We start from the raw sequence: 22,531 nt of genomic DNA on the forward strand, positions 1-22,531 counted from the left end.
ACAGTCCTTTCTTCCCAGGCCATATCGTTCTTCCTTTCCTGCCTCGATATGGCTCTAGTGTATCAAAACTGTAAACCATGTGGTTGCCTGATGTGTAAACTATCTTATTGCACTATACAAATGCTCCGCCTCCCTTTGACGGGGACGCCAAGGACCAGCGCTCCTGGACCCGCTGGGCAGCTGAGTGGCTGTATGAAGCGCGAAAGGTCTGCAAGCTCGGTGCCCCAGTGTGTATGTTCATCGACTGGCGGCAGCTTCCCGCGGCGACAGACGCTCTCCAGTGGGCCGGTTGGATCTGGCGAGGCACCGCAGTTTGGGATAAGGGCAACAGCCGCCCGCAGAAGGGGCGCTTCCGCCAGCAGGCAGAGTACATCGTCTGGGGCTCCAACGGAGATATGCCCATCAACCGTCCGGTACCTTGTCTGCCCGGTGTGTTCAAGTACGGAAATCCGCAGAACCGCATCCATCTCACGGAAAAGCCTCTGCAGCTCATGCAGGACATCGTGAAGATCACAGAGCCGGGCGGCCATATCCTGGACCCCTTTGCCGGTTCCGGGACAACGGTGCTGGCGGCCGTGCTGGAAGGCTACTCCGCCACTGGCGTTGAGGTGACCGATGCCTATGCCAAGCTGGCCAGGGATCGGATCGATGCTGCGGTAGGATCGATGGCTTAAATCACCGTTCTGGAACACTATGTGATTTTCCTTTGGGAGCCTGCTTGATCAAAGAAATATCCTTCGGAGGTTCGACTGCCAGTCCTGCTTTTACACAAAGGCCGCGTACAGCATCCATAACGGCATCCCAGGACAGATCGGAAGCATACTGGAATTTGTTGTGATAGCGCTCCCAAAGTTCTTTCATATAAGTGTTGCTCAGCAACTCGACAAGGACATCTTCTGTTTCCGACAGCAATTGGACAGATCCGCACTTTCGAGCCGTTGCATATAAGGCAGCAGACAGTGTGTTCGTGTCCAGCGTCGGTCCATAAAGCTGCAGTAAGACGCGGATATCGTAAAAATCTCGCATCCTTGTGTTTGTAGAGGCGCGGGAAATAACGGTCTCCAGCTTCTCGGCAAGAACAGTTTCGAGATTGTAAGCTAAGACTTCGATGGATCTGTCCTCGAACATCAACCGGAAGATATAGCGGATCTCCCTGGGGGTGATCGCATCTCCGGTCGAAATGTCGATTTTGAACGGGGTACGAACTTTGTCGAAGAGAGCATCCAGCGCTACCCTGACGCCGGGATACTCCGCCTCATCCATGATCTCCGAAACACTTTTTAAGGAAAAAGAAACACCATCGTCTACATGGACAGAAATGATCTCCGACACGATATCACTGACTTGGTCTACATCGACGGTCGTACCTTGGATCGTTGCGTCGATATCCATGGTGGATCGGGCATCAAGACCTACCATAGCGGCGACCAACATACCGCCTTTCAAAATGAATTTGTCTTTGTAGAGCGAGAGAGAAACACGCTCCAAGAACCGTTCCATCATATAGTTCCGCATGAGAAGCTGTGCGTCTGCCGCATTTTTTCTGGAGAGGTTATTGATCAGATCCTTGAGCTGTCGGGCTGTTTTTATCATAGTAGTACCTCCAGGTAATTTCGCAGAACGGTTTCGATGTGCAGCGCCTGTGCGTAACGCATCAATCGACGCAGATCCTTGTGTTTTCGGGCTGTATATTGTCTGAGTGCATCTCGGATCGTCTGCATCTCCATCCGATTTCGGCTGCGGATCACATCACAAATCGTGCGCTCCGGATCGTAGACAGCAACGGTGTTCCCAAACGGCGTTTCTGCCTGCGAGAGGCCAAGATCATAAAACTCTTTTTTGATGGTGTACACGGTGATGCCATCTCCATGCAGCCGATGCGGGTTATAGCCAGTTTTCACAGTGACGGTATAGGCAAGAGGCTCCCTGTCTGTCAGACCATGTAGAAATAACGCTGTGTCATGGGAAAAGATCACCTGCGGACAGCGCAGCTGCAGCAGCCGCATCCCGTCTTTCCATGCATCCGGCGACAAATAGATCCCGTTCCCGACTCGCTCCATGCCACGCAGGCGCACATACTGAGCAAATGTGGTTCGGGAAATATGAGCCGAAGCTGCATCCGCTGTCCGCAGGAGTCCGTTTTCATGTTGCACCAGGGCATCTAAGATTTGATAAGCATTCATATCATCACCTCGATCTGTGCTAATATGATAACCCATATTAGCACAGATGTAAAGTGGAATCCAACAACTATTTAAAAAGACTCTTTCCTGCCACCTATGCTGAGTGAGCCGGAGAAAGGGAGCGTTCAGGGCGGGAGAGAGCCGCATGACCGCCATGCTATCGGTCAAAAAACTTGCTATGATATGAGAAAATCGATATAATAAGAACAGAAACTATCATGAAAAGCAGGACCGATCCAGATAAATACCAGTGTTGGGCTAATGGCCAAACAGCGACTGGCAGGGTGTCATTTTGACACCCTGTTTTTTCTATGAGGGTGTTTAGAAAACACCCTGCCACAAGGAGAGAAGTATGTCAGAAAATTTTGCAAGTTTTTATCGGAAAGCAAGCAGTGTGCGGGAGTTGGTAGATAAAGCACCTTTTCCTGAAAAAGCGCGGTTTCAAATTACGAAGGTGATCGAACTGCCAGCCAAGCAGTACCACCGCTACATGAACGAGCTTTTGCGGGATGTTTCCTTCATATCCCGGAACGTGGAGGATATGAGGTTCGATGGGAAAACAGAAACATTCCTCTGCCTGTTCGTCACCTGCCGGGATGCGAACACCGGCGTGCTGGTGGAGTCCGAAGGTTTTGGATATGCCAGGTACGCGGCCTTTATCCCCGAAAAGAAAGCTCTCGTGCTGGACGGCATCCCGGTAGAACACGCAAATGAAAAATGCCTTCGCCAGCGTTCTGTCCCGGAACGCTGATTTCTTTTTACGAGGAAGCGGGCAGCGCCCGCCCAATATTGCAATCACCATACCGCTTGCAAACAAAGCCCCGCGCAGCGGGGCGAAAGCCAACGCCGCCGTGGGCGGCGCTGGCGCAAGCATAGCGTTTGTATGACAAACGCGCTTGCTGGGGGCATCCCCAGTCCCCAATGCCGCCTGCGGGCGGAAGATTTTGCGGCAGCGCCGCAGGAAAGGAGGGCGATATGCCCGGAAGAACACACATGATCTCCGTCCGGCTGACCGACGCGGAGCGCAGGAAGCTGTCGCAGATCTGCGCCGTTTCCGGCCTGCCGGTCAGCGCGGCGATCCGGGAGATGATCGGCGGCGTTACCATCCGTCAGCGGCCGCCGCAGGAGCTCCACGACCTGTATGTGGAGATCAACCGCATCGGCAATAACATCAATCAGATCGCCCGCAAAGCCAACGCCGGCTTTGCGACGAAAGATGATATGAGAGAGCTGCTGTTTTTGATGAAAGCCATTGAACAGAAAATGGCAAAGGTGGCGGAGCAGTAGTGGCGGTCACAAAGATACTCGCCCGCCGCGGCGGACTATCCCAGGCCATTGCGTATGTTCTCAACGGGGATAAGACGGAAGAACAGATCCTCACGGCGGCACAGGGCTGTCTCACGTCAACAGCTTGCCATGACATGGCTGCGGTCAAGCAGCGTTGGAATAAGACGGACGGAGTGCAGCTTTACCATGTCATCCAATCCTTTCGCCCCGGTGAGCTGTCACCGGAACTGGCACTGGAGATCGCACAGGAATTTACGCGGGAGCATCTGCCGGGATACCAGGCGGTCATCGGCATCCATACAGACCGGGAACACATCCACGCCCATATCGTATTCAATTCCGTCAACCAGCTCACCGGAGAAAAATATCACAGCAACGCCCGAAGCTACTATCAGCAGATCCGGGGCATCTCGGATAGACTGTGCCGGGAGCATGGACTGTCCGTTATCATGACAGGAGAGCCGTCGAAAGCAGTCAGTTATATCGAGTGGCTTCGGCAGTCCAAAGGACAGCCGACCTTTCGCTCCATGCTGGAAGCGGACCTCCGGACAGCAATCCAGGACGCAAACGATCTCGGACACTTTTTCCTGCTCATGGAGCATATGGGATATGAGATACACCACGGGGATCGTTTGGGTTTTCGCCTGCGCGGGCAGGAGCGTTTCATGTATCCCGGCAGACGGGACCCTTTGTTCACCGAAGATGGTATCCGTGCCGCCATTCGAGGGAACTTGCGGAGATCGAATCTGGCAATCGCCCTGCGGTCATTCAGCGGCCGCAGTATCGCCCCTACCGAAAGCATCCCAAGTACACCGGTTTTCTCGCACTCTATGTCCATTACCTCTACCTGCTGGGCAAGATCGGGCAGCGACAGTATCCACCTCGCATGACACACCATCTCCGACAAGAGGTCATGCGCTTTGAACAGTATCAGGTACAGTTTGCCTTCCTGCGGGAAAACAACATCGTCACACAGGCGGATATGGATGCCGTTCAGTCCAGCACAGAGCAATCGCTGGCCGATCTTATGAAGCAGCGTACCATCCTCAATGTGCGGAAAAAGAAGCGGCAGCACCTATACACGGCACTGGCAGACGCAGAGGCGCTGGCTCCCAGCAAGGCGCTCTACGAAGAAGGGCTCACCGGTATGGAAGCGGAGTTCGAGAAATACATGGAAGCTGTAAAGCAGTTGGAGAAATGCGGCATTTCCGCGGAACGGCTGACAGAAGAAAAAGCCGAGATCTATGAGCAGCTGGCGAGCCTGAATCGTGAGATCCGGGCGGAGCGCCGGAAACTGAAGCTCTGTCAGGAGATCAGACAGCAAATGCCTGCTATGGAGCAGGACATCCAGAACACAGATGAACACCAGAAGGAGGTGCAGGAACATGAACATCGGAGGCGGTGAAGCGGCGGACCAGTTGGTACGCATGATGCTATCCGGCAGCGAGGTAGCTGTCCGACTGAGCGGCTCCGCCCTCAAAAATGTGCTGGCGTTGAGCATGGCGCTGGCGAAGAACCACAAGACGATCTCCGGAAAGGTCAATCTTGCGAAGATGCTGAGAGAGACCCGCGATGTGCGCAAGTTTACCATGTCCCCGGAGCAATACCAGGAGTTCCGAAAACGAGCCGGAAAGCAGAAACTCCTGTTTTCCGCCATTCGGGATACAGACGGCCACGGTAAGGTGGTGGATGTCATCATGCCGGTCACAGAGATCGACCGCGCCAATCTGATCTTTGGCCGCATCCAATACCTCGGCCGACCGGAGCAGGTACAGCAGGAGCAGCAGGAACCACAGCGAGAGGCACCGTCCAAGGACAGAGAGACCCGTACAGCGCAGGGGGCACCCCAGGTCGAACAGGATCACCATCCGCAGACCAAAGCCCCCGTAACGCCGCCTGTGGACCAGCGGCAGGAGGTGCCGTCAAAAAAAGGATCTCGGTCGGGACACGACTCGCCCGCTACCGCGCCCAGCTCGACCTCGTCCAAAGGCGAGAGCCGGACGATGAGTGAGGAACGCCCTTCTGTGCTGGAACTCCTGGAGCGCTATAAGACTCAGCTGGATCAGCAGCAGAAGTCTGCCCCGACCAGAACGAAAAATCGGCAAAAGAGCAAAAACGGTAAAGTGAAATAAGCATTATAGATCACCCAAAGCAGTCTCATCGGCGGATCGTGTACCGCCGATGGGACTGCTATTTTGTTCTCTCGGAGGTGGATCGCCTGAAACAAACATCCAAGCAAAGCGACCTGATCTTTCGCCTTTCCCTCTACATCCCGGTCGTCTGGGCAGCGCTACTCATTGCGCAGTCGATGGGCGGCGGCTTGCCGGGGCTGCTGTCTAAGCTGACCGCCGCGCTGGAGCATCCATTCCAAATCCAATGGACGGACAAGAGTTTGCTGTCCATCCTCATTTGCACTGGCGCTTACATTATGGGTCTGTGTCTGTATGACGCGGAGGGGAGAAGGACGCGAGACGGCGAGGAACATGGTTCTGCCATGTGGGGCTCTCCCAAACAGGTCAACGCACAGTTCTGCCAAAAGCAGAATAAGATCCTGACCCGCCATGTCCGGCTGGGGCTGGACACACATAAACATCGACGATCCCTCAATGTGCTGGTCATTGGCGGCAGCGGCGCGGCCAAGACCCGCGGCTATGTGAAACCCAACATCTTGGAGGCAAACACGAACTATGTCATTACAGATCCGAAAGGGTCACTATAATAAGGATAGAAAGGTCGTGAAAATACAAAACAGGAGGTTACACACATGAGGAAGCAGGAGCAAAAGGGTAAAATCACAGCATTGTACGAAAGGTTATCTCACGACGATGGGCGGTCTGACGAGAGCGTGTCCGTAGAAAATCAAAAGCGCATCCTGGAGGACTACGCCCGAAAAAATGGCTTCACTAATGTCCGCCACTTCACCGATGACGGGGTGCGGGGAACGACCTTCAAGCGGCCCGGCCTGGACGCTATGGTGGACGAGATACGGGCCGGAAATGTGGCTACCGTCATTGTCAAAGACCAGAGCAGAATAGGCCGTGACGTGGTGGAGGTCGGCTTGCTCAAACGCACCTTTGACGAGTACAACGTCCGCTTTATCGCCGCCAATGACAACCTGGACACCGCCAATGGATTTGATATTATGTCCATCTTCCGGGATGTGATAAATGAGTGGTACGTTGCTGACACCAGCCGCAAAATCAAGACCGTTTTCAAGTCCAGAATGGAAAAGGGCCTGCGCTGTTCGGGGGCCGTCCCCTATGGCTATCTCGCCTCAAAAGAAGAAAAGGGCGAGTGGGTGATCGACGAGGAAGCTGCCGCCGTTGTGCGCCGCATCTTTCAGATGGTCATGGACGGTCAGAGCGTCAACGGCATCGCCCGAACGCTGCGGGCCGAGCAAATCCCCATCCCTTCCGAACACTGGAAGCGTATCGGCTGTCCTGTTCGAGCCAACAGCTACCGCGACCCCTACGCATGGTCTGCCACCACCCTGGGTTATATTCTTAAAAGGCCGGAGTACCTGGGGCGCAAGGTGCTGGGCAAGACTGTCTGTGAGAACTACAAGACTAAAAGCACCCGCAGGACAATGCCAGAGGAACAATTTGTATTTGAGGGAGCCGTCCCCGCCATCATTGACGAAGAAACGTGGCACAATGTTCAGCGTTTGCGGGAAACCAAGCGCCGGACACCCAAGCGGAGTAATGCCCCTAACCGTTTAACCGGACTGCTCTACTGTGCCGACTGCGGCGCAAAGCTGACCCACCACAACAGTCTTGTCCAAGGCAAGTACATTGACGATGCTTTCACCTGTTCCAGATACCGGGCACCTATGGAGGATTGCACCATTCACTATGTTGCCACGCAAAAGCTGGAAGCGGCGATCCTCTCCGCCATCCAGCGGATAAGCTGGTATGTCCGCAACAACGAGCAGGAGTTTGTTCAGCGGGTTCGAAAGGCATCCAGTCTGCGCCAGGAGGAAGCAGTCAAGGATTGCCGGAAACAGATTGTCCAGGCGAAGAAGCGCCACGCCGAACTGGACGGACTGGTGAAGAAGCTGTACGAGGCCAACGCCACGGGCAAGCTGCCGGATAAGCATTTCAGCCGTCTCCTTGCCGAGTATGACGAGGAACAGGCCGCGCTGGAAGCCTCCATGACGGAGTGGCAGGGCTTGCTGGACAACTGGAACGCCGACCGGGTGAGAATGACGGAGTTTATCGACCTTGCCAAGCGGTACACCGATTTTTCGGAACTGACTACGCCCATTCTCAATGAGTTTATCGAGAAAATCGTTGTCCATGAGGGCAACGGACGGGGAAAGCAGCGCCGTCAGCGGTTAGATTTCTATTTCAATTTCATTGGCGCGTTTGAGGTTCCCGCCGACATTGTGACCCCGATGGAGCAGGAGGAAGAACGCCGCCAGCAGGAGGAACAGGCAGAGAAAGAGGAACGCTCCCAGGTGCTTGCCCAGGTTCGGTATGAGAGGTACAAGCAGGAGCGCCGGGAGTTTACCGCGAGGAAGCGGGCGGGCCTGTTGACCCCGGAGGAACAGGCGGAGGAAGAACGGCGGTTAGAGCGCAATCGGGCCTATCAGCAGAAGCAACGCGACAAGAAAAAGGCCAGTCAGCCAGAGAAGCCTCGCAAACGCTCACTGAAGGAACTCGCCAAGCTGGATGGAGCCGATCTCACCCCGGAGGAAGCGGAGCGGCTTGCGGCGCACCGCCAGAAGAAAGCCGAGCAGCACAAAGCGTGGCGTGACAGGCAGAAGTCCGCACAGCCCCCGAAGCCCCAACAGCGGACGTTGAAAGAACTTGCCAGATGTGCCGAGGCAGGTTTGCCTCTCACCCTAGAAGAAGCGGAACGGCTGGAAGCCCATCGCAATCGGAAAAAGGCGGCTTTGCAGGATTTGAAAGCCCGCGCCGAAACCGACCCGGTAGCGGCGGCAGAGTTGGCGCAGCAGAGAGCGCAACAGTCAGAAGCGGTAAAGAAGTCCCGTCAGAAAATGTATGCGGACGCTGCCGCCGGAGATCCCGAAGCCCAGGCCCGGTATGAACGTATGCTTGCCGCGAGGCGGGAGAACTACCACAGGAAGAAACAGGCAGAAGCCGAAGCTGCTCAAGTCAGCTAACGTAGATACAGAAAACGCCAGGGACAACGATAGTCCGTGGCGTTTTTGTCATTACTGCCGTTCCAGCAAATCCATATATTTCTGACGTTCGCCCTCCGGGACTTTCAGCGCCGCCATAGCCTGTTCAATGGTCAGCCCCATCGTTTCCATGAGGTTTTTGATAGAGGACAAGATACCTTTAGCAACGCCTTTTTCCTCAACGCCCTTGCTCAAATTACACATGACCGACACCTCCCTTTCCATTGTCTGCGTCATTTGAATGTCGTAATCGTCCTGCAAAATTTTCCGCTTTTCCGCCTCGCTGGTTTCGTTGGAGAGAAGCACATCCAGCATCCGCAATACGCCGTCATAATTTGACCCATCCGGCCCGCCAAGGCACAGCATGATGATGGACAGCAAATCATAATTCCTGATGGGTTCTTTGCCCTCGCCGACCAGATATTCTTCCACCAGCCGATACCGGGTAATGGTGTTCTCTCGATACTGCGGCGGTTTCATGCAAATCCAGATGGAGTAGACCTTCTTGATTTTCTCATAATGGGAGCCAGTGAACTCCCTGCCGTACTGGGAAGAAATCATGCGGCAACAGTAGTATATGCCACGCTTTATCAGCGGATAGCCGGGGTAAAAATCGTTCTGGGCCTCCACGTTGATGATGAGGGCAATTTGTTCCTCGGAGTCGGGAACGATGGCGCGGAAGCGAATGTCATAGGTGACTGTCCCCTCGCGCACCGATTTGTCCTCGGTGTCCATGCCGCTGATGACTGTGCCACCCTCGTCCGGCAGCACCGGGACGGCGGACACCTGGGGTTGGCCCTCAATGTACTTCTCGGCAATATCATTGACATCGCAATCCTTGTATTCTTCCAGGCAGGACTTCATAATCCGCGCCAGGATTGCCTTTTCAGACAGGACACGCTTACAGGCGGCATCATAACCCGCGCTGTCATCTGTGACGTGCAGTCCCTGGGCGATTGTCGTTTTGAGCTCCACCATCCTCACCTTCTTTCGTTTCATTCTACCACAGCTTTGCCAGCGCGTCCACTTCTTTTTTGAAAAGAGTTGCGTATGGCGTATACACGAGAGAGATATGGAGGTGCAGTGACAGAAAAAATTTATCTTAACAGGGTTGCTTTTGGGAATTTGATATGCTATACTATAAAAATCCAAGCAAAGGAGTTTATCAATATGCGGCAAGGTATTCTTAAATAAAATTTGATAATGGGAACAAAGACAAACGTCCTCAAGGAGAGGGCTTGGTTTTTGTACCCAATTTAAGAATACTTTTGCCTTTTCATTTCATATCGTGATAGACAACGGCCAGCCTTGGCCGCAGTTTTCATGTGTGTCCTACCTATCATCCCCAGCGGTAAAAGTATTTGTCGCTGGGGATTTTTGCGCCCTTCTGGGCCTTGTATGGAGGACAATCATATGAAAATCATCAATATTGGCATTCTTGCTCATGTAGACGCAGGTAAGACGACCTTGACGGAGAGCCTGTTATATACCAGCGGAGCAATCGAGGCGCCCGGCAGTGTGGATCAGGGAACAACGAGAACGGACACCATGTTTTTAGAGCGGCAGCGTGGAATCACCATTCAAACGGCGGTCACTTCCTTTCAGTGGCACGATTGTAAGGTCAACATTGTGGATACTCCTGGGCATATGGATTTCTTAGCGGAGGTCTATCGCTCCCTTGCCATTCTTGACGGAGCGATTTTGGTTGTTTCTGCAAAAGACGGCGTTCAGGCGCAGACCCGTATTCTGTTTCATGCTCTGCAAGTAATGAAAATCCCAACTGTTATCTTTATTAACAAAATCGACCAGGACGGGATTGACCTGCCAGGTGTGTATCAGTCTATCCGAGATAAGCTCTCCGCAAATATGATTATTAAGCAGAACGTGCAGCTTTCCCCGGATATATCCATCATGGAAAACATGGGGCTGGAGAATTGGGATACCGTGATTGCGGACTGTGATGAATTGTTGGAGAAATATATTGCCGGAGAACCAATGGACAAAGAAGAACTTCTGCGGGAGGAAAACAGGAGAATCCAAAGCGTCTCTCTGTTTCCGGTCTATCATGGCAGTGCCAAGGTAAACTTGGGAATCCGACAACTCATTGAAGCGGTCACAGATACATTCCAATCACCCACCGGGCAGAACAGCTCTGAATTGTGCGGAACTGTGTTCAAAGTTGAGTACGCAAACCAGAGCCAACGCCTTGCCTATCTGCGGTTGTATAGCGGTACGCTTCATTTGCGGGATTCCGTAGCCTTGGCAGGGAAAGAAAAACTGAAAATTACGGAAATGCGTATCCCCTCAAAGGGTGAGATTGTCCGAACAGAGATTGCCCATGCGGGCGAGATCGTCATTGTACCCTGCGACAGTTTGCGGCTGAATGATGTGCTGGGAAACAAACTGCTGCTGCCCCGTGAAACGTGGAGCGACAATCCTCTCCCTTTGCTGCGGACAACAATTGCACCAGAGAAACCAGAACAGAGGGAACGCTTGTTAAACGCCTTGACAGAAATTGCGGATACCGACCCGCTTCTGCGCTATGAAGTAGACGCTGTGACCCATGAGATCATTCTCTCCTTTTTGGGCCGGGTACAATTGGAAATTATCTCTGATCTTCTGGTGGAAAAATATCAGCTCAACACAACTGCAAAAGAACCTACCGTCATCTATATGGAGAGGCCATTGAAAGCGGTAAGTCACACCATTCATATCGAAGTGCCGCCCAATCCATTCTGGGCGTCCATCGGGCTGTCCGTCACCCCTCTCCCCCTTGGCACCGGAGTGCAGTATGAGAGCAAAGTTTCCGTTGGATACTTGAATCAGAGTTTTCAAAACGCTGTATTGGATGGTATCCGCTACGGTCTGGAACAAGGCGTGTATGGATGGAAGGTAACGGACTGTAAAATCTGTTTTGAGTATGGGCTTTATTATAGTCCGGTCAGCACTCCCGCAGACTTTCGGTCATTGGCACCTATTGTATTGGAGCAGGTGTTGAAAAAGGCGGGGACGCAGCTATTGGAACCATATCTTTCTTTTACACTCTATGCGCCGCAGGAATATCTCTCCAGAGCTTATCATGACGCACCAAAATATTGCGCGAGTATTGAAACGACCCAGGTTAAAAACAGCGAGGTGATTTTTACTGGCGAAATCCCTGCCCGCTGTGTGCAAGAGTACCGCAATGACCTCACCTTTTATACAAACGGGAGAAGCGTTTGTTTAACAGAATTGAAGGGGTATCAAATCGCCAGCGGCGAACCAGTTTTTCAGCCACGCCGCCCAAACACCCGGATTGATAAGGTGCGCCATATGTTCAACAAAATTCTCCCATCAATGATGGACTTATAAAATCCCTTTGGAACAAAGGGCGCACTTCTATACATGGTCTGCGACCATGTATCGTGCGCTCTGCGAGGCTACGGCCCGGACTTCCGAAAGTCCGGGCCGTTTGCGTCGCTCCGCTCCGTACAAGGGGCTGCGCCCCTTGCGCCGCTTTGCGGCTATCCCTGCGCCCTCGCTGGAAAGGTACATCCGCTCTGCGTCTGCACCTTTCCAGCGAGGCTAAAACCGAATACCGTTACCCTTGACCGTTTACCCGACACAGCAGGTAGACGGTCTTTTGTTTTGCCAAGAAGGAGGTCAAACACGATGGACAAGTCACGCGAAGAATTAGAGAAAGAGTATGCTGAGGCCACCGCTAAGTTGGAGCAGTACCAGCACAGAGGCCAGCGGTATGAGAACCGCATCCGCTACTACACCCAAGGCGAAAGGAAGAAGCGAAACCACCGACTTATCACCCGTGGCGGAGCGGTGGAGAGTATCGCCCCGGAGGTGCGCGGCATGAGCGAAAGGGCCTTTTTTCTTTTGATGGAAAAGGTCTTTTCCCTGCCGGAAGTTGCCGCCCTGGTGAGCCAAGCCACTGACCAGCAGGAAAGCGGATAATTGGCCCTGTTCCATCTCCACGTTACCCAGGTCAAACGGAGCGCGGGACAGTCTGTTGTCACGTCCGCCGCCTACCGAGCCGGGGAGAAATTGTATAGCGAATACTATGGCGAGGTCAGCGACTACACCCACAAGGGCGGCGTGGTCTGCACAGACATTCTCCTGCCGCCCCAGGCCCCCAACCAGTACCAAGACCGCGCCACCCTCTGGAACGCCGTGGAGAAGGCCGAGCGCGGCAAGAAAGCCCAGCTTGCATATAGCTTTGACATTGCCTTGCAGAACGAGTTTTCATTGGAGGAAAACATCGCTCTTGCAAGGCAATTTGTTTCGGAGCAGCTTGTGGGCCGGGGCATGATTGCCGACTTTGCCATCCACCAGCCGGACAAGGAGGACGGCGGTATTCCTAACCCGCACTTTCATGTTCTCTGCCCCATCCGGCCCATTGAGCCAGACGGCAAATGGGGGTGCAAGCAGCGCCGCCGCTACCGTCTGGACGAGGACGGGAACCGCATTATGGGAGAGGACGGCAAGCCCCTCTTTGACGCTGTTCCCACTACCGACTGGGGAAGCCCGGAAACACTGGAACATTGGCGGGAGGCGTGGGCCGCTATGGTGAACGCCAAGTTTGAGGAAAAGGGGCTGACCTGCCGCATCGACCACCGCTCCTATGAGCGTCAGGGCCTTGACCTGCTGCCCACCGTCCATGAGGGCGTGGCCGTCCGCCAGATGGAGGCCAAGGGCATCCCCACCGACAAGGGCGATCTGAACCGCTGGATAAAAAAGGCCAACAACATTCTGCGGGATATTCGGAAGAAAATCGCCGGCCTGACGGATTGGATTAAGGCCATAAAAGAAGAATTGAGCAAGCCCCAGGCCCCGACCCTTGCCGCCCTGCTGACCGACTACTATGAGGGCCGGAACGCCGGAGCATGGAGCCGCAACGCCAGGATTGGAAATCTTAAAGGTTTTGCCGAGGCCATCAATTTTCTGACCGAGAGGGGCATCGCTACGCTGGAAGATTTAGAGACCCATATCGCCGCCCAGAGTGAACGAACGGAGGCCATCAACACATCCATGAAAGCGAAGCGTGACCGTCTGAACGAATTGAAGGAACTGCTTCGCCTTGTTGACCTCTACCGAGACACCAAGCCCGTCTATGACGAGTTGCAGGGTATCAAGTGGAAGGGCAAGCGGGAAAAATTCGAGAGGGAGCATGAGAACGAGTTGAGGACGTTCCACATGGCCCGCCGGAAGCTGGACAAGCACCGTTCCCCTGCTGGTAAAATCCCCGTTCATGCGTGGGAACAGGAACAGGCGAGGCTTCACCAGGAGTACACAGCCGAGTATGAGCAGTACAAGCCTATCCAAGACGATTTGCGGCGGCTTCAACAGGTGAAGCGGAACGCCGATGCTGCCATACACCAGCAGGAGCAGACCCAGCAGAAACGCCGGGAGGTGGAGCGGTGAACGGCATTCCCCGACTGACCTACCAGCAGTACCGAGCCGTCCGGCGGCTGGTGCATGACTGCTGCAATTATGACGGCGGCAACTGTCTTGCTCTTGATGACGGCTGGGAGCCTTGTGTCTGCGTCCAGAGTATCACCTATTCCCTGGTCTGTAAATGGTTCCGCGCCGCCGTCCTGCCAACAGACAAGGGGTTGTGTGCCGCCTTGCTCCACCGAGGACAGGCGCGGCCCTGTGCCGAGTGCGGGGCGATGTTCGTGCCGCGCTCCAATCGGGGCAAATACTGTGACGAGTGCGCCGCCAATGTGCGCCGGAGAAAGAAAGCTGCCAGCGAACGGGAACGCCGCAGGCGTGGACATTTAGAGGCTGAAAAGCCTTGCAATCAGGGGGCTTGTGGACAGTCCTCAAAGGGGGACTAATACATTCCCCTTCCCCCACTCCAACGTGGGCGGCAAAATGGCGCTCACGTGGATTAACTTTGATGAATGATGAAAGGAGAGCCTATGACCTACGACCCCAGCATGACGATCACCAGCACCATCCCCGCCCCGGAGGGGAGCGACAGCACCAGCAGAGAGGGCAAGGCCATCCCCCTGCCCGTGATGGCGGGCGGCAACGCTTCACCCGCCCCGGACGTACCGCCACCCGATATGGTAAAGACCGTTGGCGGTACGACCTTTGATATTTATTTCCATTTCAGCCAGACCAGCCGGGAAACCTTTACCGACAAGGTACTGCGCCTTATTCAATCCGATGTTGTAACCTCATAAAAATAATTTACTTTTTTCTCTATCCTTATTGACAAAACCCGAAGATGGAGGTGCTGACAGATACCGGAGGCTACCTCAAACAGCAGGGATACGATGTCCGGGTACTGAACCTCGTCAATTTGGATCAGTCCGATGGCTATAACCCATTCCGCTACCTGCGGGATGAAAAAGACGCGCTGAAGCTGGTGAACACGCTGATCCAGGCGACCACGCCCAAGGGCAGCCATGAGTCGGACCCGTTCTGGACGAAATCCGAAACGGCACTTTTGCAAGCTATCATCCTCATGCTGCACCAGGAGGCACCGGAGTATGAACAGAATTTCTCTATGGTCATGCGGGTGCTGGAATATGCTGAGGTCCGAGAGGATGACGACGAGTACATTTCGCCGCTGGATCTGCTATTTCGTGCCATAGAGCATGAAGATCCGGAGAGCGTCGCGCTGCGGCAATACCGGGTATTCAAGCAGGCCGCCGGCAAAACTGCAAAATCCATTTTGGTGAGTGCCGCTGTGCGGCTGGCTCCCTTCAACCTGCCGCAGATCAAGGCAATCACGGACCATGACGATATGGACCTGTACACACTGGGCGAGAAAAAGTGCGCCCTCTATGCCGTGATCCCGGACAATGATACGACCTTCAACTTTTTGGTAAGCCTGCTGTACTCCCAGATATTCCAGACGCTTTACTACTGTGCAGACCAGCTGCACCATGGCGCACTGCCGTGTCATGTCCACTTCATCCTCGACGAAGCGCCGTCCGTCAACCTGCCTGGGCTCCCAAGGGAACTGGCGACCATGCGTTCCCGCAACATTTCGTGCAGCACGATCATCCAGAACATGGCGCAGATCAAGGAACTTTACAAGGATTCCTGGGAAACCATCCCCGGCAACTCGGACACGCTGCTCTATCTCGGTGGCAACGAGGCAAGCACCCATAAGTACATCTCAGAGGCCCTGGGCAAGTCCACCATCGACACCAAGACCCATGGGCAGACGAAGGGACGCTCCGGCTCCTACTCCACCAACTTCCAGATGAGCGGCAGAGAGCTGCTGACCCCGGACGAGGTGCGGATGCTGGATAACCGATACTGCATCCTGTTCATCCGAGGCGCAAGACCAGTTCTGGATTTGAAGTACGAACTGATGGAGCATCCTGCGATCCGCTACACGATGGACGGCGGAGCGCCGCCCTATATCCATCACGGGACAGCCGCACCGGCCCTGACGGGAGAACCGCTGTTCCAATTTTATTCTAACAATGAAAAGGAGAACGCTGCGTAATGAAACACGATCTGAAAACCAAGAACTTTGAAAGAAAGGCAAAGCGCGTCTACGCCGTCCTTGCCTGCACTGCGATGGTGATGATGGTCACCGCTGTTCCTGCATTGGCTGCAGATGACCCACTGACGGTAGTCAACAATCTGAGTGAGTTTATTTTCTCACTCATCCGTGCCATTGGACTCATCCTGCTGGGCTTCGGCATCCTGCAGGTGGGTCTGTCCCTCAAGAGTCACGATCCCTCCCAGCGCGCCAACGGTATGCTCACTGTGGCAGGCGGCATCGTCATCACCTTCACCAAGGAGATCCTCACTCTCATCACCGGCTGAAAAACGCGGCAGGGTGAACGGCGTGATACCGTTCACCCTGTTCTTCCCGTAGGAGGTGATTTTGAATGGGAAGTGGAAACTGGATCGTAGACAACCTGAACTCCGCACTGGAGATGTGGAACGGCAGACTGGCGGAGATCTGGCAGCTTATTACCACCTCGCCGGAAAACTTTAAGGGCGGCGGTATCTGGAACGTTATCGTCAATATCAACGATGGGTTGAAGGCGGTCGGCTATGCGCTGCTGGTGTTGTTCTTCGTCATGGGCGTAGTCAAGACCTGCGGCAGCTTTGCGGAGATGAAGAAACCGGAGATGGCGTTCAAATGCTTTATCCGCTTTGTGTTGGCGCAGGCTGCGGTAAGCTGGGGCATGGAGCTGATGACAGGAGCTTTCCGGGTAGCCCAGGGCATGGTGACCACGATCATCGACTCGTCTGGACTGAGTGCCATGTCGGCCACCGCACTGCCGGACGAGATGGTGAGCATCATCGAGGATGTGGGATTTATCGACTCCATCCCGCTGTGGGCAGTGACACTGCTGGGCTCGCTTTTTATCTGGGTGCTGTCCCTTGTGATGATCCTAACGGTGTACAGCCGTTTTTTCAAGCTCTACATTGCGACGGCTATCGCGCCTGTGCCCTTGGCCAGCTTTGCAGGACAGCCCTCCAGCAGTATTGGCGTAGCCTTTTTGAAAAGCTATGCCGCCATCTGTCTGGAGGGCTGCGTCATCGTATTGGCTTGTGTGATCTTTTCGGCGTTCGCGTCCTCGCCGCCCGCCATCGCGGACGATACGCTGGCCGCAGCCACCATCGTGTGGAACTATGTAGGCGAACTGATCTTCAATATGCTGGTGCTGGTGGGCGCGATCAAGATGAGCGACCGGATCATCCGGGAACTGATGGGGCTGGGCTGATTCAACGCCACAGCCCCTCGGTGCTGATGGTGTCCTCGCCGTTCTCTCTTGCCTTGCGGACGCGATATTTGAAATATTCTACGGCGGCTCGGTCATCCTGCTTCTCCTGAATGAAGCTCCAGACCCGCCCCAACAAAGAAAACAGCCAGGACAGAACGACCAGACCGACCAGCACGAACAGGATATTGTCCGCCAACGCCGTATGTGTCTGATACCAGCCATGAAAAACGGTCAGCATGGACACCGTGTACAGCAGCGGGATCGTCAGCCGGGTCAGTGCGGCAAGGCGGAACAGGAGCGCCAGGACGCCGAGTCCTGCGCCGATCATCCAAAACATCATTTGCCATGACCTCCTTATCAAGTTTGGCAGATGGTAACATAAACGGGCAGAAAAAGCAAGTATCTGTTCGGGAAAACTCAGAAGATATCGGAGGTGGTACATTGGAGGTACGCATCAACAAAGAAGTACGAAATTATCAGGAAAGCTTGTTTTTCGGACTGTCCCTGCGGCAATTCCTATTCGCGCTGCTGGCGGTGGCTGTGGCAGTTGTCGTTTACTTTTTCCTGCGCCCGGTGCTGGGAAACGGCGAGATCGGCTGGGTCTGCATTCTGGCCGCGTTCCCATTTGCCTTGGGCGGTTTTTTCCAGTACAACGGCATGAATCTGGAACAATTTTTATTGGCGTTTTTTCGCTCAGAATTTCTCACCCCAAAACGGCTTGTGTTCAAATCGGAAAATATATATGCAAAACTGATGGAACACACATCGATGAAGGAGGCGCTAAAACTTGATTAAAACTCTGCAAACCACACTCAAGCAGGACAAAGAACGGTTCAAGGTACCGAGATCCGTACAAGACATCATTCCCATCCGCCGCCTCTGGCCGGATGGGATCTTTCAATTTGGCAGCAAGTATTCCAAGACCATTCGCTTCAGTGACATCAACTACGCCATCGCCTCCAAGGAGGATAAGACGGCGATGTTTCTCAGCTACTCCGAGCTGCTGAACGCACTGGATACCGGATCCACCACCAAGATCACCATCAACAACAAGCGGATCAACCGCCACAATTTTGAGCAGGAGATCCTCATCCCACCCCAGGGAGATTTTCTGGATGGCGGACGGGCAGAGTACAATGCCATGCTGCTGGACAAGGTGACCGACTCCTCCAACAGTGTCGTGCAGGAGAGGTACATCACGCTGTCCGCACACAAGAAGAACATCGAGGAAGCGCGCACCTTCTTCGACCGCACGATGGGCGACGCGGTCTCTCGCCTGAACCATATGGACTCCCGCTGCGAGGAACTGGACGCTGTGGAGAGGCTCCGCATCCTCCACGACTTCTATCGGGTCGGCGAGGAAACGCAGTTCCGGTTGGATCTGGCGGACTGCATGAAGAATGGGCGTTTCTTCAAGGATGCCATCTGCCCGGACAGCATGGAATTCAAAAAGGATCACTTTGTCATGGGCAATAAGTATGGCCGGGTGCTGTTCCTGAAGGAGTACGCCAGCTACATCAAAGACTCCATGATCAACGAACTGACCAGCCTGAATCGCAGCCTCATGCTGTCCATCGACATCATCCCCGTTCCCACGGACGAGGCAGTGAGGGAGATGCAGAACCGTCTGCTGGGCGTGGAGACCAATGTGACCAACTGGCAGCGCCGGCAGAACAGCAACAACAATTTCTCTGCTGTGGTGCCTTATGATCTGGAGCAGCAGCGCAAGGAGACCCGTGAGATGCTGGACGATCTCACTTCCCGTGATCAGCGGATGATGTTTGCCGTAGTGACGCTGGTGCATCTGGCAGACAGCAAAGAGGAACTGGACAGTGACACGGAGCTGCTCCAGTCCACAGCGCGCAAGCACCTCTGTCAGCTCACGACCCTGAACTGGCAGCAGGCGGACGGCCTGGTGACGGCGCTGCCCCTCGGTCTGCGCCGCATCGATGCCCTCCGCACGCTCACCACCGAGGCGTTAGCTGTGCTGATGCCATTCAAGGCGCAGGAGATCTGGGACCGGGGCGGCGTGTACTACGGACAGAACGCAATCAGTAAAAATCTCATCGTAGCAGACCGGAAACAGCTGCTCAATGGCAACGCCTTTATCTTGGGTGTTTCCGGCTCCGGCAAATCGTTCAGCGCCAAGAAGGAGATGGTGTCGCTGGCACTGTCTACCGATGACGATATCATCATCATCGATCCGGAAGCCGAGTACCGTCCGCTGGTAGAAGGTCTTGGCGGGCAGGTCATCAACATTTCCGCCACCTCGCCCAACCACATCAACGCCATGGATATGGAGCAGGGCTACGGTGATGGCGAGAATCCTGTGGTGCTGAAATCCGAGTTCCTGTTGTCTCTTTGTGAGCAGCTCATCGGCGCCGGGAAGCTGTCCGCCAAGGAAAAGTCTATCATTGACCGATGCACCGCCCAGGTCTATCGGGACTATATCCGCGGCGGGTATCAGGGGCAGGCTCCGACCCTGCAGGACTTCCACGCGGAGCTGCTCCGCCAGCCGGAAAAGGAGGCCGCCGATGTGGCTCTGGCCATCGAGTTGTTTACCGAGGGCAGCTTGAACACCTTTGCAAAACCCACCAACGTGGATACCAACGCCCGCATCCTCTGCTATGATATCCGGGATCTTGGCAAGCAGCTCCTGCCGGTAGGTATGCTGGTAGTGCTGGACAGTATCTTCAACCGCATCATCCGCAACCGCGGGCTGAAGCGCAACACCTGGATCTATATCGACGAGATCTACGTGCGTCCGGAAGCCGCCTGAAGCAACGCAGGCAGCGCGGGACTATGCAAATTCCACCTTTGGCAAGTGGAAGGGAAAATGTGAAATCTGAAACCCTGTCATCATCCGGCTTACCCGCAAGAGAAATCCCAAGGGGAACACAGCACGCCGGAAAAGGCATAAGTCAGCCAGTCATCACGCTGCGACTGAGTGCCAAGATGAAAAGTTCTGCATGAGGATGAAAGCCAAACTGCCTGAACGATAGTCAGAGGAGCGTTATCGTCCGCCACGGCGAAAAGATGACTATATGCGCCGTGTGATATGGGCAAGTGGTGAAGGTAAATCGCCAAATGCGTACACATCCATATCAGCCGCCCGCAGTCAGCGGGAAATGACGGAAGTCGCATCCGACAGCAGAACAGGCCAATTTGCATAGTTCTAACCGGAGATGACCTAAACCGGAACGCTGGAAACAGCTATGGCCTGGGCCTGAATATCCGGCACGGTCACGGAGCCACCATAGTAGTCCGAGGGCGTTAATGGCGTCCACATGGCGAAGGGTGGCAGTTTATCCCCTGATACTGAAAAGGAAAGGTGCGTGAGGCACTATGAGAAGTCCACAGACAGTATTGGAAACCCTACGAAAGCACGCGCAGAAAGCGCATTACCAGTATGAGCGTCTTTACCGCAACCTGTATAACCCTCAGCTCTACCTTCTGGCCTATCAGAACCTATATGCGAACAAGGGGAGTACGACGGCTGGAGCAGATGGCGCTACCCTCAGCGGTATGAGCCTGAAGCGAATTGAGTCCCTGATTAAAAAACTGCGGGACCGCAGTTATCAACCCCACCCCGCCAGGAGGCAGTACATCCCCAAGAAAAGTGGAAACGGGCTGCGCCCGCTGGGTATCCCGGCGGCAGACGACAAACTGGTACAAGAAGCCGTTCGCATGATTTTAGAAAGCATCTATGAACCGACCTTTCAAAGCACATCTCATGGTTTTCGGCCCGGAAAAAGCTGTCATACCGCCCTGTCGCAGATACAGAAAACCTTCACCGGCGTCAGCTGGTTTGTGGAGGGCGACATCAAAGGGTGTTTCGACAACATCGACCACCACATCCTGGTCAACATTCTGAAACGAAGGATAAAGGACGAGGCTTTCATAGACCTGATTTGGAAGCTGCTCCGGGCCGGGTATCTGGAGGACTGGATGAAGCACCAGACCTACAGTGGCACGCCGCAGGGCTCCGGGGTAAGTCCACTCTTGGCGAATATCTATATGAACGAGCTGGACCTGTTCATGGAAAAGCTCCGGGCGCAATTCGGCAAGGGCGACAAGCGGCGGTTCAGCAACGACTATGTCAATGCCAACCACCACTATGCGCGAACCAGAGAACGAAACGCCAAAAAATGGAACACCATGAGCGAAGAAGAACGGAAAGACGCCAAAGTCATGCAGAAGAAATTACAGGCAATCCTGCTATCTACCCCCAGTCGGGAGCCAATGGACCCCAACTATCGCAGAGTTCTATATGTCCGTTACGCCGATGATTTTCTAATTGGCGTGATTGGAAATAAAGCGGACGCCGAACAAATCAAGACCGCCGTCAGTGAATTTCTGAAACAGGAATTGAACCTCACCATGTCGCCTGAGAAAACCCTGATTACCCACGGACATGACAAGGCAAGATTCCTGGGATACGACATCACCATCAGCAAGAATCAGGCGGTCAAAAAGACAAAGGGCGGCGTAAAGCGAGCCTATAATGGGCGCGTTGTCCTCCTGCTTCCAAAGGAAAAATGGATGGGTAAACTGCAAGAGTATAGGGCGCTTAATATACAAAAGGATGGCACGGGGAAAGAAATTTGGATGCCTGTGGCAAGGAACGGCTTGCAAAACAAAGAACCTATTGAAATCCTCGCACAATTCAACGGAGAAATCCGGGGTATCTACAACTATTATCGTCTGGCACGGAATGTATCTGTCCTGAACAAGTTTTGCTATGTCATGGAGTACAGCATGTATAAGACTATCGCAAGGAAAATGCGGTGCTCCGCAGCGAAAGTCAAGAAGAAATATACGAGAGACCGCATATTTGGCATAGAATACGAAACAAAACACGGGATAAAACGGGCCGAGTTCTACCATAACGGTTTCCGGAAAAGTGCGCCGTCTAAATTAGACATGGACACAACGCCGGACTATAGATACTCCATCCGACCCAAGGAAGTCATTGCCAGATTTATGACCGGATACTGTGAGCTGTGCTGTAAAAATGAACTCCCGGTTATGATTTACCAGGTGAAGAACCTGAAAAGTCTTTCCGGCAACGAGCCCTGGGAACAATTTATGTTGAAAAAGCGCCGCAAGACGCTGATTGTGTGCGAGGACTGCTACAAAACAATCACAAATTCGTAGGGTGGATAAATAGAGAGCCGTATACATCGAGAGGTGTAAGTACGGTTCGGGGGCGAGCTATGGAA

22 protein-coding genes and 1 pseudogene are annotated in these 22,531 nt (G+C 54.0%); 19 read left to right on the plus strand and 4 right to left on the minus strand.

Annotation, left to right across the window (positions count from 1 at the left end; translation table 11 throughout):
• The first annotated feature begins 107 nt into the window (after positions 1–107).
• Positions 108–674 (plus strand): DNA-methyltransferase, encoded by a 567-nt coding sequence (locus H8S55_RS11045; RefSeq protein ID WP_243200581.1) that lies wholly within the window; start codon positions 108–110, stop codon positions 672–674.
• A gap of 1 nt (position 675) precedes the next feature.
• On the opposite strand, the gene H8S55_RS11050 is transcribed toward H8S55_RS11045, so the two are convergent.
• Both H8S55_RS11050 and H8S55_RS11055 read right to left on the minus strand, forming a co-directional pair.
• Positions 676–1,593, minus strand: coding sequence for a nucleotidyl transferase AbiEii/AbiGii toxin family protein (locus tag H8S55_RS11050; RefSeq protein ID WP_186879019.1), 918 nt, complete (start codon positions 1,591–1,593; stop codon positions 676–678).
• Positions 1,590–2,183, minus strand: coding sequence for a type IV toxin-antitoxin system AbiEi family antitoxin domain-containing protein (locus H8S55_RS11055; protein WP_186879020.1), 594 nt, complete (start codon positions 2,181–2,183; stop codon positions 1,590–1,592). The genes H8S55_RS11050 and H8S55_RS11055 overlap by 4 nt, the downstream gene beginning before the upstream one ends.
• Before the next feature lie 352 nt (positions 2,184–2,535).
• Between H8S55_RS11055 and H8S55_RS11060 the strand changes: the two genes are divergently transcribed.
• From H8S55_RS11060 to H8S55_RS11085, 7 genes are all read left to right on the plus strand, one after another.
• Positions 2,536–2,934 carry a DUF6329 domain-containing protein gene (locus H8S55_RS11060; RefSeq protein ID WP_186879021.1) on the plus strand — a complete coding sequence of 133 codons (399 nt, stop codon included), beginning with the start codon at positions 2,536–2,538 and terminating at the stop codon, positions 2,932–2,934.
• 224 nt (positions 2,935–3,158) lie between these two features.
• Positions 3,159–3,470, plus strand: a complete 312-nt coding sequence (locus H8S55_RS11065) for a plasmid mobilization protein (RefSeq protein ID WP_186879022.1) — start codon at positions 3,159–3,161, stop codon at positions 3,468–3,470.
• Positions 3,470–4,360, plus strand: coding sequence for a relaxase/mobilization nuclease domain-containing protein (locus H8S55_RS14215; protein ID WP_366467875.1), 891 nt, complete (start codon positions 3,470–3,472; stop codon positions 4,358–4,360). The genes H8S55_RS11065 and H8S55_RS14215 overlap by 1 nt, the downstream gene beginning before the upstream one ends.
• A gap of 23 nt (positions 4,361–4,383) precedes the next feature.
• Positions 4,384–4,875, plus strand: a complete 492-nt coding sequence (locus H8S55_RS14220) for a hypothetical protein (protein WP_243200582.1) — start codon at positions 4,384–4,386, stop codon at positions 4,873–4,875.
• On the plus strand, positions 4,856–5,602 hold the full coding sequence (locus tag H8S55_RS11075; protein ID WP_186879023.1) for a DUF3801 domain-containing protein: 747 nt from the start codon (positions 4,856–4,858) through the stop codon (positions 5,600–5,602). Before H8S55_RS14220 ends, H8S55_RS11075 begins: the two co-directional genes overlap by 20 nt.
• A 38-nt stretch (positions 5,603–5,640) precedes the next feature.
• Positions 5,641–6,189, plus strand: coding sequence for a type IV secretory system conjugative DNA transfer family protein (locus H8S55_RS14540; protein WP_366467878.1), 549 nt, complete (start codon positions 5,641–5,643; stop codon positions 6,187–6,189).
• Between the two features lie 45 nt (positions 6,190–6,234).
• Positions 6,235–8,595 (plus strand): recombinase family protein, encoded by a 2,361-nt coding sequence (locus tag H8S55_RS11085; protein ID WP_021631982.1) that lies wholly within the window; start codon positions 6,235–6,237, stop codon positions 8,593–8,595.
• A 51-nt stretch (positions 8,596–8,646) separates the two neighbouring features.
• Here H8S55_RS11085 and H8S55_RS11090 read toward each other — a convergent pair whose 3' ends face one another.
• Positions 8,647–9,612, minus strand: a complete 966-nt coding sequence (locus H8S55_RS11090) for a hypothetical protein (protein WP_021631983.1) — start codon at positions 9,610–9,612, stop codon at positions 8,647–8,649.
• A 414-nt stretch (positions 9,613–10,026) separates the two neighbouring features.
• Between H8S55_RS11090 and tet the strand changes: the two genes are divergently transcribed.
• The 8 genes from tet (at position 10,027) to H8S55_RS11130 (ending at position 17,309) form a co-directional block, all read left to right on the plus strand.
• Positions 10,027–11,964 carry a TetM/TetW/TetO/TetS family tetracycline resistance ribosomal protection protein gene (gene tet / locus H8S55_RS11095; protein ID WP_035300359.1) on the plus strand — a complete coding sequence of 646 codons (1,938 nt, stop codon included), beginning with the start codon at positions 10,027–10,029 and terminating at the stop codon, positions 11,962–11,964.
• A 300-nt stretch (positions 11,965–12,264) separates the two neighbouring features.
• Positions 12,265–12,558, plus strand: coding sequence for a DUF3847 domain-containing protein (locus H8S55_RS11100; RefSeq protein WP_021631985.1), 294 nt, complete (start codon positions 12,265–12,267; stop codon positions 12,556–12,558).
• The gene (gene mobQ / locus H8S55_RS11105) at positions 12,559–14,025 is read left to right on the plus strand and encodes a MobQ family relaxase (protein ID WP_021631986.1); all 1,467 of its coding nucleotides are present in this window, start codon (positions 12,559–12,561) and stop codon (positions 14,023–14,025) included.
• Positions 14,022–14,441: a cysteine-rich VLP domain-containing protein gene (locus H8S55_RS11110; protein ID WP_021631987.1), complete on the plus strand. Its 420-nt coding sequence runs from the start codon at positions 14,022–14,024 to the stop codon at positions 14,439–14,441. Before mobQ ends, H8S55_RS11110 begins: the two co-directional genes overlap by 4 nt.
• A gap of 84 nt (positions 14,442–14,525) precedes the next feature.
• Positions 14,526–14,792: a transposon-encoded TnpW family protein gene (locus H8S55_RS14230; RefSeq protein WP_035300361.1), complete on the plus strand. Its 267-nt coding sequence runs from the start codon at positions 14,526–14,528 to the stop codon at positions 14,790–14,792.
• A 44-nt stretch (positions 14,793–14,836) separates the two neighbouring features.
• Positions 14,837–16,072: a VirD4-like conjugal transfer protein, CD1115 family gene (locus H8S55_RS11120; protein ID WP_436233158.1), complete on the plus strand. Its 1,236-nt coding sequence runs from the start codon at positions 14,837–14,839 to the stop codon at positions 16,070–16,072.
• Positions 16,072–16,398 carry a formate hydrogenlyase gene (locus H8S55_RS11125; protein WP_186879024.1) on the plus strand — a complete coding sequence of 109 codons (327 nt, stop codon included), beginning with the start codon at positions 16,072–16,074 and terminating at the stop codon, positions 16,396–16,398. Before H8S55_RS11120 ends, H8S55_RS11125 begins: the two co-directional genes overlap by 1 nt.
• Before the next feature lie 65 nt (positions 16,399–16,463).
• Positions 16,464–17,309 (plus strand): VirB6/TrbL-like conjugal transfer protein, CD1112 family, encoded by an 846-nt coding sequence (locus H8S55_RS11130; protein ID WP_024723017.1) that lies wholly within the window; start codon positions 16,464–16,466, stop codon positions 17,307–17,309.
• 1 nt (position 17,310) lies between these two features.
• On the opposite strand, the gene H8S55_RS11135 is transcribed toward H8S55_RS11130, so the two are convergent.
• The gene (locus H8S55_RS11135; RefSeq protein ID WP_186879025.1) at positions 17,311–17,649 is read right to left on the minus strand and encodes a hypothetical protein; all 339 of its coding nucleotides are present in this window, start codon (positions 17,647–17,649) and stop codon (positions 17,311–17,313) included.
• Between the two features lie 101 nt (positions 17,650–17,750).
• Here H8S55_RS11135 and H8S55_RS11140 point away from each other — a divergent pair, with 101 nt between their 5' ends.
• From H8S55_RS11140 to H8S55_RS11150, 3 genes and pseudogenes are all read left to right on the plus strand, one after another.
• Complete coding sequence (locus H8S55_RS11140; protein WP_186879130.1) at positions 17,751–18,104, plus strand: PrgI family protein; 354 nt, start codon at positions 17,751–17,753, stop codon at positions 18,102–18,104.
• Positions 18,097–20,070 (plus strand): annotated as a pseudogene (locus H8S55_RS11145) (VirB4-like conjugal transfer ATPase, CD1110 family); the annotation flags it as partial. The gene H8S55_RS11140 and the pseudogene H8S55_RS11145, both read left to right, overlap by 8 nt.
• A gap of 584 nt (positions 20,071–20,654) precedes the next feature.
• Complete coding sequence (locus H8S55_RS11150; RefSeq protein WP_007489947.1) at positions 20,655–22,466, plus strand: reverse transcriptase/maturase family protein; 1,812 nt, start codon at positions 20,655–20,657, stop codon at positions 22,464–22,466.
• The last annotated feature ends 65 nt before the right edge of the window (positions 22,467–22,531 follow it).

Origin of the sequence: Flintibacter faecis (assembly GCF_014287875.1) — a bacterium.
In the GTDB taxonomy this organism is placed as follows: domain Bacteria; phylum Bacillota; class Clostridia; order Oscillospirales; family Oscillospiraceae; genus Lawsonibacter; species Lawsonibacter faecis_A.

Excerpts from the sequence above, each read along its gene's own strand:
- H8S55_RS11075 (WP_186879023.1), top strand. The coding sequence starts at position 4,856 with ATGAACATCGGAGGCGGTGAAGCGGCGGACCAGTTGGTACGCATGATG.
- H8S55_RS14230 (WP_035300361.1), top strand. The coding sequence starts at position 14,526 with ATGACCTACGACCCCAGCATGACGATCACCAGCACCATCCCCGCCCCG.
- H8S55_RS11060 (WP_186879021.1), top strand. The coding sequence starts at position 2,536 with ATGTCAGAAAATTTTGCAAGTTTTTATCGGAAAGCAAGCAGTGTGCGG.
- H8S55_RS11135 (WP_186879025.1), bottom strand. The coding sequence starts at position 17,649 with ATGATGTTTTGGATGATCGGCGCAGGACTCGGCGTCCTGGCGCTCCTG.
- H8S55_RS11085 (WP_021631982.1), top strand. The coding sequence starts at position 6,235 with ATGAGGAAGCAGGAGCAAAAGGGTAAAATCACAGCATTGTACGAAAGG.
- H8S55_RS11120 (WP_436233158.1), top strand. The coding sequence starts at position 14,837 with ATGGAGGTGCTGACAGATACCGGAGGCTACCTCAAACAGCAGGGATAC.
- H8S55_RS11090 (WP_021631983.1), bottom strand. The coding sequence starts at position 9,612 with ATGAAACGAAAGAAGGTGAGGATGGTGGAGCTCAAAACGACAATCGCC.
- H8S55_RS11055 (WP_186879020.1), bottom strand. The coding sequence starts at position 2,183 with ATGAATGCTTATCAAATCTTAGATGCCCTGGTGCAACATGAAAACGGA.
- H8S55_RS11050 (WP_186879019.1), bottom strand. The coding sequence starts at position 1,593 with ATGATAAAAACAGCCCGACAGCTCAAGGATCTGATCAATAACCTCTCC.
- H8S55_RS11065 (WP_186879022.1), top strand. The coding sequence starts at position 3,159 with ATGCCCGGAAGAACACACATGATCTCCGTCCGGCTGACCGACGCGGAG.
- H8S55_RS11130 (WP_024723017.1), top strand. The coding sequence starts at position 16,464 with ATGGGAAGTGGAAACTGGATCGTAGACAACCTGAACTCCGCACTGGAG.
- tet (WP_035300359.1), top strand. The coding sequence starts at position 10,027 with ATGAAAATCATCAATATTGGCATTCTTGCTCATGTAGACGCAGGTAAG.
- H8S55_RS11150 (WP_007489947.1), top strand. The coding sequence starts at position 20,655 with ATGAGAAGTCCACAGACAGTATTGGAAACCCTACGAAAGCACGCGCAG.
- H8S55_RS14220 (WP_243200582.1), top strand. The coding sequence starts at position 4,384 with ATGCGCTTTGAACAGTATCAGGTACAGTTTGCCTTCCTGCGGGAAAAC.
- H8S55_RS11100 (WP_021631985.1), top strand. The coding sequence starts at position 12,265 with ATGGACAAGTCACGCGAAGAATTAGAGAAAGAGTATGCTGAGGCCACC.
- H8S55_RS11125 (WP_186879024.1), top strand. The coding sequence starts at position 16,072 with ATGAAACACGATCTGAAAACCAAGAACTTTGAAAGAAAGGCAAAGCGC.